Source organism: Arthrobacter sp. BC5, from assembly GCF_056680255.1.
Window position 1 is genome coordinate 56,545 of sequence record NZ_JBWXPX010000003.1, and the last position, 17,998, is coordinate 74,542.

A 17,998-nucleotide genomic window follows, 5' to 3' on the forward strand; every position below is an offset into this window, starting at 1 on the left:
GACAAGGGTGATACCGCGGTTCAGGGGCTGGTCAGGTTTGGTCCTCGCACCACCGGATCCTGCTTGCTGCCTTACTGGCCCGTCCAAGGGTCCTCCGGAGTTCGGTTGCCTGCTGTGCTGCGGCTTGCAGTTCGAAAGCGGCTTCCAGGACACCGGATGTGCTTGCTGGATGGTCGGCGGCATAGTGCTGTCCTGCCTCCACCTGCTGGTACCAGCGCCCCAACTTCCGGAACACCATTGCCAGCTGCTCATGAGCATCACGTAGCTCGTTCAGGGTTGGAAAGCTCTGGGAAGGATCCCCGAAATCGAAGTCCACGAACGCCAGGTTCCTTGCCGTCTCACTGAACACCACAGAGTACCTGTAGCTGTCCTCGGAATGATTGGTCATCACAGATCCCTTCAACGTTGGATCCCGGCGGTCCCGGCCACCCCAGCTGCCCCGTCCGTGCGCGGACTAAAGAACCACCTCGTGTCAGCCTCCAAAAGCTCAGCAACCCGCCACCTCGCTAAGAGAGCGCAGTTAATCCAGCGCAGCTGGTTTGGTGCAGCACGTTCGGCTAGTTCAATTCAGCTGTGGTGCTGGTTTTGATGTCACGGGCGGTGGCCAATATTTCGGTCGTGGTGATGCCATGGTCCGGACCCCAGTAGGTGCGTAAGCCTTTGTCGAGTTCGACGGCGATCGTTTTCGGGTCCATAACACCGGCTGTGGGCAGGACGTCCCTGACCGCGAACACCAGGGCCGTCGCGAGTGTCTGCGGTTCCTTGCCGGTGACCATGTTAGGCACCAGCTGTCGCCTCCAGGGCTGCTCGTATGACGGCGGAAGCGGTGCTGGGCCGTTGGGAGGTCGGGATCAGTGTCAGGTACTGGGGGTACTCCACCAGGAAGCCCGCCACCACCCTGCACAACGGCACAACGGCCAGGCGACGCCGGTGGGCCTCGAGCATGACCCGCCGGATTAACACCGGTTCCACCTCCAGGTCCGTCTCACGGAACTGGGGTGGCACCACCGTCTCAAGCAGCATCACCTGCCCACCGCGCAGCTCGTATCTCACGTAGCCGGCCAACTCGCCCTCATGGATGAACTCGAACCGGGAGTACACCGTGTTGTCCCGGAACGCGCTACGGGTCCTCTCAGTAGGAACAGCGTTCCTCACAGCGGTCGCCCTTGTCTCGATTTCCTCGACCAGGGCCTCGTACCGGGCGGCAGCACCAACCGGCGGGTGATCAGAGTCCAGGGACCTGTAAACCTGATTGCACAACTCGCGTAATTGCCGCAGGGAAAGATTCGACACGTCATCCCACAGCTCGTCGCCGAGAATTTCCATCATCAGGTAACCTGCCTCAACGGGCTCTCCAAATTCCATCCTCGAGGCCCTCAACGTGATGGAAACCGTCGAGGCAACGTGGACTACGTCTTCTGCCCGGGCGGCAGTGTCCGCCTGATGTAGTTCCGGGGCAAGAATTTTCACGAAAGACCTCCACAATGGTTGCTTCCATGGCCTCCTGCTAGACCGCGGGTCCATGAAGCTTAGTTCGAACCCGCAACAAAACGAAGTCCGGCATCACGAGCACCTGCGCCGATGGTGACAGCCCCACAACATACGACACGCCCGGAAGGAGAAAACCACCCTGAGTGATGGCGACAAACGATGACCCTGCAGGCAACCACGCTGGCCCCACCTATCCGCCTCCTCCCTCAGCAGCGGCGGATCACAGATTCATCTTTATAAGCACAAAGCGGCATCGTTAGCCGACGGCGGTCTTCCGAATCCTTCAGGAACGCCCAATCTTCCGCAGGTAAGGACAGTGCGTCGACTCGGTCACCGTCAAGCTGTGCGATCAACCCCATGTGGTCCCCCTCCACAGAACGCCAGCCGCCGCTGGTCAGGTATTTGCAGGGATTCAACCATGCGAAGCCGACAAGATTGAGGTCGACAGGATCTGCCGTGCCCGAGTCGAGGAGCTCGCCGGTCAACTATTTCGAAGCGGCTGAAGGCGTCGTTTACTGTCAAAGGATGGGGATGAGGCAGCAGGGCACCACACGCGACGATGACCAACGGGTAGTCATCACTGACCTCGGCATAGCACCAGGCCAAGAGTTCTCGTCACCCAATAAGTCAACTCAGCACGCGCCCAGGTCACCACGTATAGGGCGCTTCCTGCTCACGGGGGCTTCTGTTATCGGTCTCCTGCTCATCGCTACCGATGCCGGCGTGCGTCGCGGCGGAGAAGTGGCAAATACGACCGGTTTCGCCGCCACCTGTGAAGAAATTCAGCAGGCATCCCAGCAGGAGTCGTCTCCCACTGATGCGTGGCTTGGCCCTGCCGTCCCTACAAGCCTCGTCATCTCACTGTCACAAACCGATCCAACGACCGGGCGTGAAATTGCGATCGCTCAAGTGAATCCGGATAACTTATGGATTTTCTGCGCGTCCCCGGCTGAACTAACCAGTCTCGGGGCGCCGGGGTATCCCGGCGAGGAGACACTGGGAGATCTCCCTGACGGAATGGCCTACGTATACCGGCAGGACAAAACCGCGATGACGTACTCCGTTGTTGGTGTCCGGTTACGCGACGGATCGATTGTCGAAGAAGTCAGGTTGAGGGACGGTCGCACCTTGCCCATCACCCCTGCGGCCGCTCATCAGTCCTCTCATGTCAGTCAGCATCCGCTGTCCTAACTCTTTTCAATGGTGAGGTAGCGGTACACCGTCGCCCGGCTAGCACCGATGATCTTTCCAATGTCCGCCGGTGCAAGCCCTTGTGCTCTGAGATCTCGGGCTCGTTTGACCTTTGCATGGTCGGTCGTGATTTCCCGCCTGCCGGCTTTGCGTCCGTGTTCGGCGGCTGCGGCCATGCCGGCCCTGGTCCGCTCGGCGAGTTGGTCACGCTCGAGTTGGGCGAATGCGGACATCACGGTGAGCATGGCCCTGCCCATTGGCCCGGTCGTGCTGATGCCCTCGGTGACGCTGCGGAAGTGCACTCCCCTGTACTCCAGGTCATCGATCAACGCCAGCAGCTTGCGGGTATTGCGTCCCAGCCGGTCCAGCTTCCACACCACAACCTCATCACCCTTGCGAAGGTGATCGAGCAACTTGTCGAGTTCCGGCCGGCTGGCCGTCGTTCCGCTCACACCGTGATCGGTGAAGATCCGACTGCAACCCGCTGCAGCAAGCGCGGCATGCTGCAGGTCCGCGTTCTGCTCCAAGGTACTGACCCTGGCATACCCGATGCTTCCCATCCCCGTGCTCCTCACGCTCATCAAAGGCTCATTTCTGCTTTGACGAGAATAGCGGACGTGAGACACATTACTGAGACAAGACTGGGACATAGAATTCCCCGCCGATGCTGAGAACGCCCGGATTGGCCTGGAGCTCACCCGTTCGTCCGGTCAAAGGATCCTTTGATGGGACTGCTCGTCGGCAGCCGGAAGCTCTCCTTGGTGCACGTATATGGCACCCTTCCGTCCGTTTTCACCGTCCACGCTAAACGTCCATCGCCGCTGCTGTGCTGACAGGTGCGAGGACTATAGCTATAAGGTGAGCGTCGAAGGACCGACATGCGGGTGCAGCCGGGCTAGGCTCGAGGCATCTAACGTTCAACCGAGATAGCTCGCTCCAAACCACATGGTCAGCTATCAAGCATGTGCCACTCGTCTCCGAGGACCCAACGAAGCGCAGAAATTCGGCCGGACAGGTAACCCCAGGCCCAGTCCGACTCCACGTCCTTCGCTAACTCTTCGACGCCGTACTGCTCCTCCATGCGGCGCTTAGCGGCGAGCATGCCCGCCTTAATATCGTCGGCCCAGTCGTAGAGATGGACGTTTTCATCCGCGGGTTTCCTGCCGTACCAGAGTCGATCCATGAACTCCGACTCCGCCCTAAGGATTTCGGACACCCGCCGAAGCGTGCTTGTTCCAACATCGTGGCGGAAGGCGATGTCCAAATTCTTCTCCACGAGCCGTAGGAGTTGCGGCTTCTCCCAAACTCGAATCCGGAAGGGCGGCCGGTTGGTGCGTTGGTAGTCCGCAATCCAGTCCTTTGCGCCGTTGGTGAGGTAGCCAGAAGCAACAAAAAGCACGACTGCTGGGCGCTCGGCCATAGCCCAGGCGAGAGTCCCCTGGAGCGCATCGGGTGGCACTCCGCGCTTATAGTGCTTGCAGTCAACGAACCAGGTTTCCTCGTAATCGTGGCCGTCGATGTCTTGCAGGGACTTCCGAGCAACAATGTCCCGGCCTCGATCGGAGGGTGACGCCGCCAGGGGTGTGCCCTTTCGCCAGTCCACGTTGGAGAAGCCGCTCCCGGTCATGAGGTCGAAGCTAAACTCCTCGAAGTCGGTCGGAGATAGCCCGTCAAAGTCGAGGGAGCCTAGTACGAAGTTGTCGTCCGACTCGGTAAGTTCCGCCTCCTGCTCGTCTGGCTTATCCTCGTCCGACTCTTCTGTGGGTGCCTGTTCGTTTGGTTTCTTGTCAGGCTCCGTTGTCATCCTCTGAGTATACGAAGGAGGCCGATAGGAACGTGTTCGCCAGCGTCAGCATCAAACCAATCGATAAACGATTCACCGAGCAAGTGCTGCCATAGCCAAACATCTTCATCGAGCACAGCAACGGTATTCCTCTGGATCGAATGACGAAGGGTGCAAGTATGAGCCTTCGTGGCACGAGCCAGTTCCATCGCGCTCACCTGCCAAAGGGGTCACTTCCTCCAGCCGTCTCGCTTATCGATCCCTCAACACCTGCGGAATGTTAGCTGTCGTGCTCATACTGGGAAGGTGATCGTGACCGGAGACTGCCCCTCATGCGGCCATGAATGGGATGGACATCCTGTCGCCGTGCTCTCTAGTTCCGTGTGCGTCGAGTGCCTCTACGAGGAAGACCACGGCATGCGCACGACGATATGCGAAGTGGTGCCGCCCGAGCTCGCGGACGAACGCGCCTCGGCGTTCTTGTCTGCGTCAGCTGTCCGGAAGATGTGGGGAGTATGGCAGCTCCACGTCGTCGACGCTTCCGGAAAGCTTCAACTCTTCGGACCCAATCATTTTGGCCGGCCAAACTCGACGAGAGCGCAGACAACGACCAGGGAGGTGAGTGACGCCCTGCGGCGCCTGACAGTCCCTGAGTTTCGTGATTGGTTACACCGACATGGCTAGGTCAGTGAAGGATCCGTTCGGGACGTTCTCCGCCGGCGGCCAGCACCACGGCACCACCGAATGGATGGTGCCCGACGTCAACGAGTGCGAGTTCCGGATGCTCGAGCCCCGCGAGATCACCGCAGGCATGGCTTTCCCTCACGACTACGTCATGTCCGGGAACCAGCGCGAGCAGGTCAAGCAGGCAGGCAACGCCGTCACCCCACCCGCCACCCGCGACCTCATCAGCATCGGCGCCCAGACATTGGGGGTGGGTTCGTGATCATGCTTCTGATGACCGCAGACGGCACTCGGGCGCGAGAGCGCTACCGAACGATTTGGTCCTCTGCTCGGAGGTCCTCGCCGGCCGTAGGCTGCTTGGGCTCTTGGTGCACCCAGACCAGGACGCCTCCTGTCAGTAGCAGCAGCCCGAAGATGACCCCAACTGAGGTCCTCACGGCCATCTCAGGGCCGAAGGCCACGGTGGAAGCGGCAATGAAGGCGGCTCCTGCTGAGAATGCGGTTAGTACCGCCTTTGCGTTCGTCAGAGCTTTCTTGCTTCGCGGACGCCCCTCGACGTCGTCACTTTTCGCATACAGCTCGACCGTGTCTCCGAGCAGCTTGAGGGCCGCTGCAGCGAATACCGCGAAGGCGGCGAAGGTGGGTACATCCATCGGTTTGTTCCTTTGTCGAATCTAGGCGCATTTCGTGGCGCTCAAAGTTGTAGTCGACGGATCACCTCGCTTCGTAAGGGGCAACGCGAAATTCACCGCTCAGACGTTCGGGAGGGACGCCCATGGCTTGGTTCAACGCTGACGACAAGATGCACTCGCACCCGAGGGTCCGCCGTGCGGGCCTCGAAGCGATCCTTCACTGAATCGTAAGAACAGCGACGATGGCGGTGCTTCCGGTCGTCATGATCAGGTGTTGAGGTCGAAGTCGAGGTCGAGGCATTCCGGGCTGGAGAGCTCCCGCCAGGCGGAGGTCACGCGCGCGCTGGGTAGGGCCGCGGCGATCGGCATCCGATCAACCCCGATCAGCTGCTCGAGTTCGAGCCCGGTGAGCGCGGCGATGTCGCGGATCGGCGCCTGGAAGGTCCGGAACGGCCCCAACGGTGGTGCGTCATCCCCAACAGCGCCGGGCTTCGGCACGTCATCGAGGTCAGCCAGCTGCGGGGCCTGGTCAACGACGTACCCGGTCGCCGCGAGCGAGCCTCCCTGCAGGAACACGGCGACCTTGAAGTAGCGCAGCGGGATCTCCACGCCCCGGTACACGGGGTCGAGGTCGCTGAAGATCGGGCCGGTGAAAACGATCAGGCGCCGGCCGTTGTCCGCGGCGTTCTCGAGGAGGTACGACTCCAGGCCCAACCAGAGCTCTAGGCCCTGGTTGAACTTCGCGGCCTGCGGGGCAGCGTTGGTGTAGTGGAAGGTGTCTTCGTTCGCGGTCGCCGCTTCGACCCGGGTGTCGCCCCACACCGCCGAGGCCCGACGCACAAGGTGCCCGCGGTCGATGTCATTGCGCGCGTAAACCCGCTCCCCCGTCTGCTGATCCTCCGGCAACCGCGGATCCAACCGCCACTGAATCCCGGACCGGTCCAAGTCCATGAGCTTCGCCCCGTCGATCCCGAGGGCCGTGATTGCCGCCAGCCGCTTGTCAGGTCGCATCAGCACCGAGAAGTGCGTGTACGGGAGCAGGACCGTATCGACCCCGGCCAGCGCCGGCACGGACACCGGAACGCCGAGGAACTGCTCGTCGAACCCCTCACGACCGGCAAGACTCGCGGCCGTGGTCTGGTGTGCGGTCTGAGGTGTGGGCAGGGTGGCGTCCATCCGGTGAAGCTACCAGCGACAGGTGACAACACGATGAACAGTTCCAGCCTGGACCGGGACAAGGCCAGCCGAGACGCTCACGGGCCGTCGGCCAGCAGCAAAGCGCCACCCGTGCAACCAGGAGCACCAGCGGTAGCCACGAGCCGCCGTGACCCCGAGACACGTAGCAAAAGTCGTGTGACCTCACCGGAACAGCAGTGAAGCTCCCGCACATGGCTTGTGATGCATTCTCGGCCGCACTGGGACGCAGCAAAATTCACTGACGCTCAAACGGTCGTTTGTGCACACTTAGGACACCGGCCCAACAAACTTGTCGCAAAAAGAAGAGAAGCTGGTCAGCTTGCGTGTGTGATCCGAGACCGACGTGTCACGTCCTCCGTTGTAGCTGCTAGGCGTATTGCTAGCCAGGCGCAGTGTGAGCAACCTGGGGCAACCTTGCCGCCCCTTGGACAGGGTGGGCGCAACCCGTCATAGGCCGAATGCTCCGCCGCTGATGAGGATGAACAGGCCAAGAGCGATGAGGACAACAGGGAACAGGATGTGCTCCCAGCGCTCGAGGGCTTCAGCGATCGGACGTCGGGTAGCCACGAACTTGGCGAGCCACACAAGGACGATCACCAGAGCTAGGAAGACCGCACAGTAGGCGATGACGGCGGTCGGCCCGACGTTCAGGAATACCGGGACATAAACCCCGATATTGTCGCCACCGTTGGCGAAGGTCACGGCAGCGACAGCCAGAACACCGACCTTCTTACCGGCAACTTTCGCTTCGTCATCGTCGTCATCGTCGTCGTCTCGGTTGCGCCATACCTGCCATGCGACCCGAAGACCCAGCAGGAGGGGTATGAGACCGAAGTACGGAATGGCCTCTTCGGGGAGGAAGGCGCCGGCGCCGAGGGCGACGAGTACCGCGGCGCCAAGGATCCCGAGGAAGCCGAGGTACTGCCCTCCAAGGATGCGGGCCGTGGTTCCTCGTTGCCCCGCTCCCCGTGCAAAGAACAGAGCGAGGACGATGATGTCATCGATGTTGGTGAGGAAGAACAGGCCGATGGCAGGAAGAACTGATGACAGGATCATGCGCTCACCGAGGCTTCCTGGCATCCCGGCACCGAGCATGCAGCGTCCAGGTACGGCACTCCCTCGTTCACCGCGAGGTTGACCTCAATTTGAGACATCAGTCCTTGATCCCGACTGACGCGTGTGGCGGCCTGGTGATGAGCGTGCCGATGATGATGAGACCGACCCCGGTGGTGACGAACACATCAGCGAGGTTGAACGTCGGAAACCAGCCTGAGTGCAGGTAGTCAACGACACCATTGCCAGCAGTGCGATCAATGAAATTCCCGAGCGCTCCGCCCAGAAGAAGCGTTCCGCCGATGCGACCGGTGCGGGAGAAGCTGTTCGCGGATCCCATGAGGAACCACATGAGCCCGGCGATAATCGCCCCGGTGAACGCGATGACCACCAGCGGCGGCAGGTTCGTTCCGAGGCTGAAAGCCACACCCATGTTGTAGAACAAGCGCAGGTTTACCAGTCCGGCGTCGATCGCTCTGCCGTCCATCAGCAGCGCTTCCATGCCGGCTTTGATGCCGAGGTCAATGCCGGCGAGGAGGAGGGCCCCTATGAGAACGGTGAGCGGACGGCGTTTGGAGCGTTGCACGCCGCGGACGGCTGCATCAGTTCCCGTAGCGGTACCAGTGCCCTCAGCATCCCTAGCGTCCTTGGCGTGATTGGCATCCGGTGAGGACTCGCTCACGCGACGGAGTCCTGAGTGGTACGCGAGGTGGCAGCGGATTGCGCGGACCCATAGGTCGAACACAGATCCACCGCATTACCGGTGACTGCCAAAAGCACTTCTGCCTGCGCGAGCATGTCCATCAGTTCGGGCTGGGCCAAGGAGTACAGCACTTTCCGTCCCTCGGTGCGGCCGACGACCAGGCCACAGTCCTTGAGACAGGCGATATGCGCTGACACGGTGGACTGGGCCAATCCCAGTTCCCCGACCAGGGTCCCTACACGGGCCTCACCCGAGGTAAGAGTGCGAAGAATCGCCAGCCGGGTCGGGTCACCCAGCGAACGAAAGAGCGCTACCGCCGGCTCGAGGCCATCCCCTGCACACACCTCAGACATCCCAGTCATCCTGCTCACACCCCTCATCGACCATGCTGTTACTACCGTTGCAATACGATATCATCGTCTCCGGCCGATCATTATTTCGGATCACCCACACCAGATCACCCGTTCACGCTGAGGAGCGACCATGACCACCCAGACATCTCTTTCCCCTGTTGAGGTGGAACGACTGACGCGCAGAGGACTGCGCCTGGCGCAGTTCACGGTTGCCTACAACGTGGTTGAAGGAGCGGTAGCCATCACCGTCGGCCTGATGGCCGGCCTCGTCTCGGTCGTCGGTTTCGGCATCGACTCCGGCATCGAATCGATCGCCGCCGTCCTGGTCGGCCTTCGCCTGGCCGCCAGGCTGCGTCACGGTGAGACCGATGAGCGCAAGGAGCGTCTGACGCTCAAGGCCGTCGCCGTAACCTTCTTCATCCTTGCCGCCTACGTGACGTTCGAGGGGATCCGCAGTCTCATCGAAGGAGAGGCTCCGGAGTCCTCGCCCATCGCCATCATCCTGCTGGTCCTGTCACTGATCATCATGCCGGTCCTCGCAGCAATGAAAACGAAAGTGGGACGGAAGCTCGGTGACAACCTGATCCTTGCCGACGCCGCCGAGACGCGCATCTGCGTCCTGCTCAGCGTCTCAACCCTCCTTGGTGTCGGGCTGTACATGCTGACCGGGGCGGCATGGCTGGATCCAGTCGCGGGCTTCATCATCGCCCTCTTCGCCCTCCACGAAGGCAAGGAAGCCTGGGAAGGTGAACTCGCCGAGGACGACGATGATGACGACGACGACGACTGACGGCCTGTGATCGACGTCCGCGCACCAGCCCGCGTGGCTCTGCCGCACACCAAGCCTCTAGTATTTCTACAAGAGGTAGAAAAAATGAGGGGGTTGGCGGCAGCGAAGGGGGTCGCGTCGTTCAGCTCACGCTACAAGGGTGGATATGCCACCCCTTCATAAGGAGTCCTTCGATGACCAGCCCGGATAGTGCACGCAAGGGCCTGAGCCTTCCCAACCGCATCACCATCGGCTTGCTGGCCCTGATCGCCCTGGTCGTTGGACTGGTGATCCTGTTCAACACCGTGAGCGAGGACAAGGGGCAGGCGGCACCGGGGGCGTCGCCCAGCGATGTGGAGGTCGTGCGCGAGGACAGCCACCGGCTGTCTCAGGCACCGGACGAGAAAGCAATTCTGGTCGAGTTCCTCGACTTCGAGTGCGAGTCCTGCCTCGCTGCGTACCCGGTCGTGGAGGACCTCTCCGAGGAATACGGGCAGAACCTCACCGTCGTCTCCCGCTACTTCCCGCTGCCCGGGCACCCGAACTCAGAGACCGCAGCAGCCGCGGTCGAGGCGGCCGCGCAGCAAGGCAAGTTCAAGGACATGCACGCACTCATGTACGAGACGCAGACCGAGTGGAGCCACACCAATGAGGATCGCTCCCCGGTGTTCCGCGGCTACGCCGAGGACCTGGGCCTGGACATGAACGCGTACGACGCTGCAATCGCCGACCCGGCCACGATGGACCGCGTCAACGCGGACAAGGCCGACGGGATGGCGCTCAACGTCGAGGGAACTCCGACATTCTTCCTCGACGGTCGCATGATCCAGCCTGCCACCGTCGAAGAATTCCGTGACCTGATCGAAGCGGCCATCGGTTCATGACGATCGGCGGGTACTTCGCCGAAACGGTGCAATCCGGCGCTCTCATCGCCGCGATCCCTTTGGCCCTGATCGCCGGCATCGTGTCCTTCCTCTCGCCGTGCATCCTGCCCCTGGTCCCCGGGTACCTCGGCTACGTGTCAGGCCTCACCGATCCCACCCGGAAAGGCAACCGTCGACGCGTCGTCGCTGGGGTGGGCCTGTTCATCCTCGGTTTTGCCCTGGTCTTCACCCTCTACGGGGCCGCGTTCGGCGTCATCGGAGGATGGCTGCTGCGCTGGCAGGACGTACTCATCCGCGGCCTCGGCGTGTTCGTCATCATCATGGGACTCGTCCTCGTCGGCCAGTTCTCCTTCTTCCAGCAAACGAAGAAACTCAGTTACCGGCCGCAAACAGGTCTCGCCGGGGCGCCCCTGCTCGGCATTATCTTCGGGCTCGGATGGACACCCTGCATGGGTCCCACCCTCAGCGCCGTCCTGGCCCTGAGTACCACCACCGGCGGAGCCTGGCGCGGGGCCCTGCTGGGATTCGTCTACTGCATGGGACTGGGTATCCCCTTCATTCTGGTCGCTATGGGCATCAACTGGGTGAGCACCGCGCTGAGCTTCGTCCGTCGACACATCCGGACCTTCAACATCGCCGGAGGCATCGTGCTGATCCTCGTCGGCGTCATGATGCTCACCGGCCTCTGGATGCAGTGGATCTACCAACTGCAGAACCTCGCCGGCACCTTCATCACCCCCGTCTAAGAGCAGCGGAGCCCCATGAACCCCAGCACCGACGCCAACAACGTCCCTGCCCCTTCCTCTGTCACCGGTTCCGGCGACATGAGCAACGACATAGACAGCGACGACCGTGGTGCACCCCTTGACCGCGGTGGTAGTTCGCTCACCATCCCAAGGTTCACGACTGCCCGGCCGTTCGGCCTGGCCCTACTCATCACAGGGATCATCGGTTGGGTTGCAGCCGGAATTCTCATCCTCGAGAAGCTCGAGCTCTACCGGAACCCGGACCACGTCACCAGCTGCGATATCAACCCGTGGGTGTCCTGTGGGCAGGTCATGGAAACCTGGCAGTCCGAGCTCTTCGGCTTCCCAAACCCCTTCATCGGCCTCGTCGGCTTCACCGTCATCATCACCACCGGCATGGCTCTGCTCGCCGGCGCCCGGTTCGCCCACTGGTACTGGGCCGGCCTCCAGATAGGCGTCACACTCGGCGCTGTTTTCGCGACCTGGCTCTGGAGCCAGGCCCTGTTCGACATCTACATCCTCTGCCTCTACTGCATGATCGTCTGGGCAGCGATGATCCCCTTGGTCATCCTCACCACCGTCCGCAACATGGTTCACGGAGTCATCCCCGCACCCACCCCTCTGACCCGGTGGGTCGCTGACTGGGTAGGGCCCATCATCGTCCTCACGTACCTCGCCGTCGCCGCGTCCGTGTTCTTCCGGTTCATCCACGTCTTCATCAACTGATCCCCGCCGAACAACCTTTGTCCACGATCACTTCTCACCGGCCATCCTCAGCCACCGCAACACAGCCACAGTCACAGCCACAGGACACCGGGTCGGGCGGATTACGACCACGGACTACGACCACGGATGAGCGCGAAGGAGCTTCCCATGTATGACTCACCCCGACCCAACCTGACTCCCGCCCGAATGAGTTGTCAGTTCGGCGTATTGCTCGTCGCCGCGTCGCTCGCCCTCACCGGCTGTACCTCCACAGATTCCCTGGCTCAACAAGCCGAAGCAGGAGACAACAAGAACTACATCGCCGGTGACGGATCCGTTGCCGAATACTCACCCGAAAACCGAGGCGACCCGGTCAGTCTGCAGGGCACGCTCTTCGACGGAACGCTCATCAATCAAGACGACTGGGCAGGTGAGGTCGTTGTCCTGAACTTTTGGTACGCCGCCTGCGCGCCGTGCCGCACCGAAGCCCCCACGTTGAACACGGTCCACGAGCAATTCAAAGACCAAGGAGTGCGCTTCTACGGCGTCAACGTACGCGATGAGAAAGCTACAGCCGAGGCGTTCGAACGGAACTTTGGCGTCACCTACCCCAGTTTCGAGGACCGCGACGGCGATATTCTGCTGAACCTGACCCAGTACGTACCACCCCAAGCCGTGCCCACCACGCTGATCCTGGACCGGCAAGGCAGGGTATCAGCACGCATCCTGGGACTCGCGGAGAAAACCACACTGACAACCCTCGTCGAGGACGTCGCAAAGACACCATAAACGTGCGCTCTGTCCTGCCCCGAAACCGCCACCCACGTACAAGAACCCCGCCATTCTCAATGCAACTCACATCGAGTGGTGCAAAAAAACTGGCTCTTAAACGGTCGTTTGTGCGCACCGGCGTCAGTGCTCGCACTCGTCTGCACAAGTGCTCAAGGTCGTCTGCGCTGAGTACATGAGCATCGCGTAGGGCGGAAAGAGGAGGAGTGTTGTCCTTGCTGTCGAGCCTGCCGCGATTGTCAGTCGATCTCGGTGCTGGCTGCTGCCACCTCCGCGAGCCGCTCACTCATCGCCTCGGCCAGTATGCCCGCGAACTCCTCGCGCAGCTCCGGTAAAGCCTCGTCAGCATCTCGGCCGAAGAGGTCGTCTAGCGTCCAGATCTCGATATATGGCTGACGCGGAAGCAGAATGGCGACACGGCGAATGCCGAGTGAGTCGTCCAGGTCGAGGAGCGTGTAGCTGAGCAGCTGAAACAGGGTGTCCCTGAGCCACGGGTTCGTGATCTCCTCGCGCGTTTTGAAGTCCACGAGCAAGTCGCTGATCGCCAGATCGGCATCTGCCCCTCCAACCGCGACACTTCCGACGAAGCTGGGGTTCGGCGTGTAGGGGACGTCGTGAGAAATGGCCTCCCTCCACTCCTCAAGGAGCGGGGTAAGCGATCTGTGCATTTGTGCAATGTCGAAGATCAGTGGATCCTCGATGCTCATCATCAAGTCAACCGACGTCTTCGCTCGCTTTATCTGTCGACCCAGATCATTCGTTAGGGCCATCACAGGCCCTGCGCGGTAGATCGCTTCGCACCACGCCAGCGGAACCGACACCCTGGCAAGACTGAGCGGATCAGGGTCCGCCTCTTTCATCGTCAGAAAGGCGAAGCCGAGTGCCTCCTGCAGGAGGGTTGCGATGTGCTTGCCGCGGTGTACGACGGTGGGGTCTGCGAGGAGGCGATCGAGGCCTTGCTCCGCCGTGGTCTGGGAGATGTCGAAGCCCGGCAGGGCCATGCGGATGCGATAGTCGATCGCCATTCCCGCTGTAATGGCGTAGCTCCTGCGATCCGCGCTCTTCACCTCGGCCGGGATGGGTATCTGGGTCGACAATGAAGTGAGAGCATCGAAGCCAAAGCGAAAAGCCATTGCCTTGCCACGAGCTCCCCTGGTGCCGGCCATCGCTAGGTTTGGCGCGCTCTCGTACACGAACTTCCGCACAGCTGAATTGGGATCATTGAGGTGACTTGTCAAGGACATAAGCCGACCCTACAGATCCTCAAGTGAGACGTTGATCGTCGGGAGGGGCTGCGATGAATCTACTTGAAGCTGTGAATTGCAACGGTAAGTGGCGCTGTTCTTGTAGCGGTAAGTGGCGGATGAGACGAGCCGTTGCGTAGGAGTGCTCAGCGAGCGAGCGACGACCTGGCATTTGGCCTGGATGAGAGGATGGGCCTATTCAGGGAGTGGCTTGGGGGTTTCGGTCGGCGCCGCAGAAGGCTGTCATACGGGGTGAGGGGTAGGGATGGCCCGGCTATCGGCTGGCAGGCTCGCAATGAGGGCACTCAAGGTGCTCGACCCTCCAGAATCCGCCCTGGAACCTAGGTCGGAGCCGGTGCGGAGGTAGGAGTAGACGGTTTCGCGGCTGATGCCGTACTCGCGGGCCAGTACCGCCTTGGGTACGCTGCGCAGGAAGGGTCAGCCTGACTCTCCCGCTCGTGTCTGCTATTTATTCGGCGATACTGTTGCGTCGTGACGAACAGCTATGACCAAGGCGATCTGAACATCTACGGTGCCGAGGATGACTTCGAAATGGACGCCATCCTTAATGCGCTGGACGAGGCGACGTCGTCGATAACGCTCGACTCCGCTGAGCCTGCAGGCAAGGACTGGAGTCGGCTCCTTGCAGCGCCGAGACGGGCTGCAAGTGACCTAACCCGCGCGGATCTGCCGAATGAGCCGGGGGTTTACCTGTGGTCGCGTGGTGGGGTACCGCAGTATGTCGGTACGGCGACGAGTTTGCAAAAGCGGCTCTCGACGCACCTTGGCGGAGGTATGAGCCTTGCGGGATCTTCGTTGCGTCGGAACGTATGTGAACTGCTGTTTCAGATCCCACCCAATGTCACGGGCAGTCCGACTCGGCAGAAGGTGACGACTGGGCAGGCGACAGCGATTCGGAGCTGGCTGCTGGGCTGTGATGTTTCCTGGCTCCGAGCGCGTACTGAGCGTGACGCTGCCGCGTTGGAGGCTCGGCTTCGGCATGTATTTCAGCCGCCGTTGAACCGGGTGTAGCCCTCAAGCTACGGACAGCGAGGCCACCACAGCCACCCGCGCCTATCGACTCCTTCCATGGGCTCGATCGACCGATATCTGGCAGTCGAAGACCTGCCAGCCAAATTCGCGCAGAAGGCGCTGCATCGCTCACCTAGGGGTGCGGGCGATTTTGTGGCGGTCGCCATCCCTCGTCAGCTCGGATGGCCCGCTGAATGCGCGCCGTGATGGCGTGGAGCTGCCGTCTCTGAGTGGCCGTCAACGGATCGAGGACCAGCCTCCTGACCGTGGCGACGTGAGCCGGCGTTGCCTGTTCGAGCAGTTCCTGCCCTGCTTTAGTCAGGGTTGCCCGGGTTGATCTACCGTCCTGCGGGTCCTGGGCTCGCTGCACCAGGCTTCGACCCTGCAGCCGGGAAACCGCGCGGGACAGTCGTGAGAGTGAGCTGTTGGCGAAGCCGGCTAGCTCACTCATGCGAAGGGTCTGCTCGGGCGCGGTGGACAAAACGAAGAGGATGCCGTGCTCGAAGTGCGTCAATCCGAAGTCCTGCATCAACGACACATCAAGAGCGGGCGGCAACCATTCCAGCACCGTCGCCAGTCCTGCCCACGTCTCGAGGTCCTCCCCCGCAAGATCCGCCAAATGGTAGCTATCAGTCATACGACCACAGTACGAGAACGAGGTCGACCGCGCCGCCTTTTTACTTGACTGAGCAACTATCAGGTGCCTAGGGTTTAGTTTCCCACTCAAGTAATAGATGAGGTACGACGAAGCATGGACATGCAGTTGGCAACCAAGCGAGCTTTCATTAGTGGCTCCACTCAGGGCATCGGCTACTCAATCGCCAAGGCACTTCTCGCCGAGGGAGTCTCTGTCGTCATCAACGGCCGCACCGAGGATCGGGTGAAGGCTGCGGTGCAGCAACTTGAGTCAGAGGTGCCTGGCGCAACAGTCGCAGGCATCGCTGCCGATTTCCGCGATGCAACCGAGGTGCAGCACTTGCTGGGCTCAATCGGACCCGTCGACATCCTCGTGAACAACGTCGGACTTTTTGACGTGAAACCCTTTGAGGACGTCTCTGACGAGGACTGGTCGGGGTACTTGGACGTGAACCTGATGAGCGGTGTGCGGCTATCGCGGGCACTGCTTCCCGGGATGCTGGACACCGGATGGGGTCGGATTATCTTCATCAGCAGCGAGTCAGGCGTGAACATTCCTGCGGACATGATCCACTACGGGGTCACCAAGGCCGGAATGCTCGCCCTGGGCAACGGGCTTGCCAAGCTCACCCGTGGTACCGGGGTCACGGTCAACACGATCCTCGGCGGACCCACTTACTCGGACGGGGTAGCTCAGACGGTGGAACGAATAGCCGACGCACAGCACCTCGCGACAGATGATCTTAAAGCAATGATCATCGGCGGGAATCACACCACGCTTCTCGAGCGGTTCATCGAGCCCCACGAAATCGCCAACTTGGCCGCCTACCTCGCCAGCCCCTTGTCGTCCGCAACAAACGGGGCTGCCGTACGGGCTGATGGAGGAGTGCTCACTTCAATCATCTAGCGGCAGTGCATGTCACCCGCGGGCTGAGCGGTAGGCGAGGCATCTAGGACCCCCCGAAGTGTTCCGCATTGGGCAGCGTTACCCGGGATCTTCTCGAATGGACCGACGGGAATCGGACATTTAGCGCTCTGATGAACCTTCAGCGCCTGGCATCTCATGAGCGCTTCGTCAGAGGCACAAAATAGGATCAAGGCATGACCCAACCTTTGCTGCACTCACTTCGTGAGCGAGTGCTGGACGAGAGTGAACCCCTGGCTGGATTGCTGCGGAAGTGCCTATTACTTGGCGCTGAGACGGGATCAACATCGCTTAGAGACTGGGCCCGCCTCGAACTTAACGGATACACGGATGAAGCGTCGCTGCCGGAGTACCGAAAACTTTTCAACGCTCCCATGACTGTGGACTCCATGAGCGGGAACACTTGGACAACCGGGCAGATTATCACTCGATCACAACTCCCCCGGGCAGCAAGGGAGCACGTGTCAGAGTTCCTCGTTCTGACGCAGCCAGCCGAGGAGCTTGAGCGCCTGGCTCTGGAGAAGTCTCTTCACTTCAAGCCACGGAGCGTCTCCACTGCTCAAAGCATCTGGAATCGCGAGCTGGGCGCCTTTCAGTCAATTTTGAACCTGTCCTACACCGTCTCCGGGTCGGTGTTTGCAGGCATACTGGGGCAGATCAGAACGAACCTCGTTGATCTGATAGCTGATCTGACGATGGCAACCCCTTTGGCTGAACTTCCCAGCAGAGAGGACGTCGACGCTGCAATGCGGCACCACATCGGTCATCTTGGGGACGTCTATAAGACCACTGTCGTGAGGCCATCTGGTCCAACCGCAGTCGGTGCTGGTGCAACTGCATCCGCCGGCCTGAACGTCAACGATGTACTTCAACTCCTAGAGTCCGTGAAACAGTCTGCAGCTTCGGCGGACGGAGACACGGCCGAAATCGAGGATGCCCTCGCAGAACTGCATCACGCGATCACGCAGCCAGAACCCGAGACAGGTGAAGTGATTAGACGCGCGGGCAAGCTACGTCAGGTTGCCGAGAAGTTAGGAGTCGTTACCGTAACGAGCGCCGCGAACGCAGCTGTAACTGCCTTGACTGAGCTCGCCGTGCAGGGAGCATTTGGGTAGAGGTCAAGTGGGCGCTAGACCGGCCGGCGAAGCGAGTTGAGTTTGACGGGAGAACGCTGAGATGGC

Annotated in this window: 23 protein-coding genes; 10 read left to right on the forward strand and 13 right to left on the reverse strand. The window is 61.1% G+C overall.

What is annotated here, in order from left to right; all coding sequences use genetic code 11:
* Positions 1–31: 31 nt before the first annotated feature.
* The 4 genes from AC1MFI_RS19200 to AC1MFI_RS19215 form a co-directional block, all read right to left on the reverse strand.
* Complete coding sequence (locus AC1MFI_RS19200; protein WP_479821347.1) at positions 32–388, reverse strand: hypothetical protein; 357 nt, start codon at positions 386–388, stop codon at positions 32–34.
* 169 nt (positions 389–557) lie between these two features.
* Entirely contained in the window at positions 558–776 is a 219-nt protein-coding gene (locus tag AC1MFI_RS19205) for a hypothetical protein (protein WP_479821348.1), read from the reverse strand.
* 1 nt (position 777) lies between these two features.
* A complete protein-coding gene (locus AC1MFI_RS19210; RefSeq protein ID WP_479821349.1) occupies positions 778–1,470 on the reverse strand; it encodes a GNAT family N-acetyltransferase in 693 nt (230 codons plus the stop codon).
* Between the two features lie 227 nt (positions 1,471–1,697).
* A complete protein-coding gene (locus AC1MFI_RS19215; protein ID WP_479821350.1) occupies positions 1,698–1,976 on the reverse strand; it encodes a hypothetical protein in 279 nt (92 codons plus the stop codon).
* A gap of 46 nt (positions 1,977–2,022) precedes the next feature.
* On the opposite strand from AC1MFI_RS19215, the gene AC1MFI_RS19220 reads away from it, so the two are divergent.
* Positions 2,023–2,682 carry a hypothetical protein gene (locus tag AC1MFI_RS19220; protein ID WP_479821351.1) on the forward strand — a complete coding sequence of 220 codons (660 nt, stop codon included), beginning with the start codon at positions 2,023–2,025 and terminating at the stop codon, positions 2,680–2,682.
* Here the strand turns inward: AC1MFI_RS19220 and AC1MFI_RS19225 are convergent.
* Together AC1MFI_RS19225 and AC1MFI_RS19230 are read right to left on the reverse strand one after the other, a co-directional pair.
* Positions 2,679–3,242 carry a recombinase family protein gene (locus tag AC1MFI_RS19225; RefSeq protein ID WP_479821352.1) on the reverse strand — a complete coding sequence of 188 codons (564 nt, stop codon included), beginning with the start codon at positions 3,240–3,242 and terminating at the stop codon, positions 2,679–2,681. The two genes, AC1MFI_RS19220 and AC1MFI_RS19225, sit on opposite strands and share 4 nt — an antisense overlap.
* 389 nt (positions 3,243–3,631) lie before the next feature.
* Positions 3,632–4,486: a restriction endonuclease gene (locus AC1MFI_RS19230; RefSeq protein WP_479821353.1), complete on the reverse strand. Its 855-nt coding sequence runs from the start codon at positions 4,484–4,486 to the stop codon at positions 3,632–3,634.
* Between the two features lie 655 nt (positions 4,487–5,141).
* Here AC1MFI_RS19230 and AC1MFI_RS19235 point away from each other — a divergent pair.
* Positions 5,142–5,411, forward strand: coding sequence for a DNA cytosine methyltransferase (locus tag AC1MFI_RS19235; RefSeq protein WP_479821354.1), 270 nt, complete (start codon positions 5,142–5,144; stop codon positions 5,409–5,411).
* Between the two features lie 43 nt (positions 5,412–5,454).
* Here the strand turns inward: AC1MFI_RS19235 and AC1MFI_RS19240 are convergent, their stop codons facing one another.
* The 5 genes from AC1MFI_RS19240 to AC1MFI_RS19260 all read right to left on the reverse strand — a co-directional run bounded on the left by AC1MFI_RS19240 (position 5,455) and on the right by AC1MFI_RS19260 (position 9,087).
* The gene (locus tag AC1MFI_RS19240; protein ID WP_479821355.1) at positions 5,455–5,802 is read right to left on the reverse strand and encodes a hypothetical protein; all 348 of its coding nucleotides are present in this window, start codon (positions 5,800–5,802) and stop codon (positions 5,455–5,457) included.
* Between the two features lie 246 nt (positions 5,803–6,048).
* On the reverse strand, positions 6,049–6,957 hold the full coding sequence (locus AC1MFI_RS19245; RefSeq protein ID WP_479821356.1) for a DNA/RNA non-specific endonuclease: 909 nt from the start codon (positions 6,955–6,957) through the stop codon (positions 6,049–6,051).
* Positions 6,958–7,425: 468 nt separating this feature from the next.
* Positions 7,426–8,034, reverse strand: coding sequence for a cadmium resistance transporter (locus AC1MFI_RS19250; RefSeq protein WP_479821357.1), 609 nt, complete (start codon positions 8,032–8,034; stop codon positions 7,426–7,428).
* A gap of 97 nt (positions 8,035–8,131) precedes the next feature.
* Positions 8,132–8,713 carry a signal peptidase II gene (gene lspA / locus AC1MFI_RS19255; protein WP_479821358.1) on the reverse strand — a complete coding sequence of 194 codons (582 nt, stop codon included), beginning with the start codon at positions 8,711–8,713 and terminating at the stop codon, positions 8,132–8,134.
* The gene (locus AC1MFI_RS19260; protein ID WP_479821359.1) at positions 8,710–9,087 is read right to left on the reverse strand and encodes an ArsR/SmtB family transcription factor; all 378 of its coding nucleotides are present in this window, start codon (positions 9,085–9,087) and stop codon (positions 8,710–8,712) included. Before AC1MFI_RS19260 ends, lspA begins: the two co-directional genes overlap by 4 nt.
* Before the next feature lie 130 nt (positions 9,088–9,217).
* Here AC1MFI_RS19260 and AC1MFI_RS19265 point away from each other — a divergent pair, with 130 nt between their 5' ends.
* The 5 genes from AC1MFI_RS19265 to AC1MFI_RS19285 all read left to right on the forward strand — a co-directional run bounded on the left by AC1MFI_RS19265 (position 9,218) and on the right by AC1MFI_RS19285 (position 12,980).
* The gene (locus AC1MFI_RS19265) at positions 9,218–9,877 is read left to right on the forward strand and encodes a cation diffusion facilitator family transporter (protein WP_479821360.1); all 660 of its coding nucleotides are present in this window, start codon (positions 9,218–9,220) and stop codon (positions 9,875–9,877) included.
* Between the two features lie 173 nt (positions 9,878–10,050).
* Positions 10,051–10,740 carry a DsbA family protein gene (locus AC1MFI_RS19270; RefSeq protein ID WP_479821361.1) on the forward strand — a complete coding sequence of 230 codons (690 nt, stop codon included), beginning with the start codon at positions 10,051–10,053 and terminating at the stop codon, positions 10,738–10,740.
* Positions 10,737–11,486: a cytochrome c biogenesis CcdA family protein gene (locus AC1MFI_RS19275; protein WP_274249654.1), complete on the forward strand. Its 750-nt coding sequence runs from the start codon at positions 10,737–10,739 to the stop codon at positions 11,484–11,486. The genes AC1MFI_RS19270 and AC1MFI_RS19275 overlap by 4 nt, the downstream gene beginning before the upstream one ends.
* Positions 11,487–11,501: 15 nt before the next feature.
* Positions 11,502–12,212, forward strand: coding sequence for a vitamin K epoxide reductase family protein (locus tag AC1MFI_RS19280; RefSeq protein WP_479821362.1), 711 nt, complete (start codon positions 11,502–11,504; stop codon positions 12,210–12,212).
* 147 nt (positions 12,213–12,359) lie between these two features.
* Positions 12,360–12,980, forward strand: a complete 621-nt coding sequence (locus AC1MFI_RS19285) for a TlpA family protein disulfide reductase (protein WP_479821363.1) — start codon at positions 12,360–12,362, stop codon at positions 12,978–12,980.
* 239 nt (positions 12,981–13,219) lie between these two features.
* Here AC1MFI_RS19285 and AC1MFI_RS19290 read toward each other — a convergent pair whose 3' ends face one another.
* Positions 13,220–14,185 carry a hypothetical protein gene (locus tag AC1MFI_RS19290; RefSeq protein WP_479821364.1) on the reverse strand — a complete coding sequence of 322 codons (966 nt, stop codon included), beginning with the start codon at positions 14,183–14,185 and terminating at the stop codon, positions 13,220–13,222.
* A 531-nt stretch (positions 14,186–14,716) separates the two neighbouring features.
* Between AC1MFI_RS19290 and AC1MFI_RS19295 the strand changes: the two genes are divergently transcribed.
* A complete protein-coding gene (locus AC1MFI_RS19295; protein ID WP_479821365.1) occupies positions 14,717–15,256 on the forward strand; it encodes a GIY-YIG nuclease family protein in 540 nt (179 codons plus the stop codon).
* Between the two features lie 133 nt (positions 15,257–15,389).
* Here AC1MFI_RS19295 and AC1MFI_RS19300 read toward each other — a convergent pair whose 3' ends face one another.
* Positions 15,390–15,893 carry a MarR family winged helix-turn-helix transcriptional regulator gene (locus AC1MFI_RS19300; RefSeq protein ID WP_479821366.1) on the reverse strand — a complete coding sequence of 168 codons (504 nt, stop codon included), beginning with the start codon at positions 15,891–15,893 and terminating at the stop codon, positions 15,390–15,392.
* Between the two features lie 114 nt (positions 15,894–16,007).
* Between AC1MFI_RS19300 and AC1MFI_RS19305 the strand changes: the two genes are divergently transcribed.
* Positions 16,008–16,799, forward strand: coding sequence for an SDR family NAD(P)-dependent oxidoreductase (locus AC1MFI_RS19305; protein ID WP_479821367.1), 792 nt, complete (start codon positions 16,008–16,010; stop codon positions 16,797–16,799).
* A 194-nt stretch (positions 16,800–16,993) separates the two neighbouring features.
* Entirely contained in the window at positions 16,994–17,932 is a 939-nt protein-coding gene (locus tag AC1MFI_RS19310) for an AbiTii domain-containing protein (RefSeq protein ID WP_479821368.1), read from the forward strand.
* Positions 17,933–17,998: the final 66 nt, after the last annotated feature.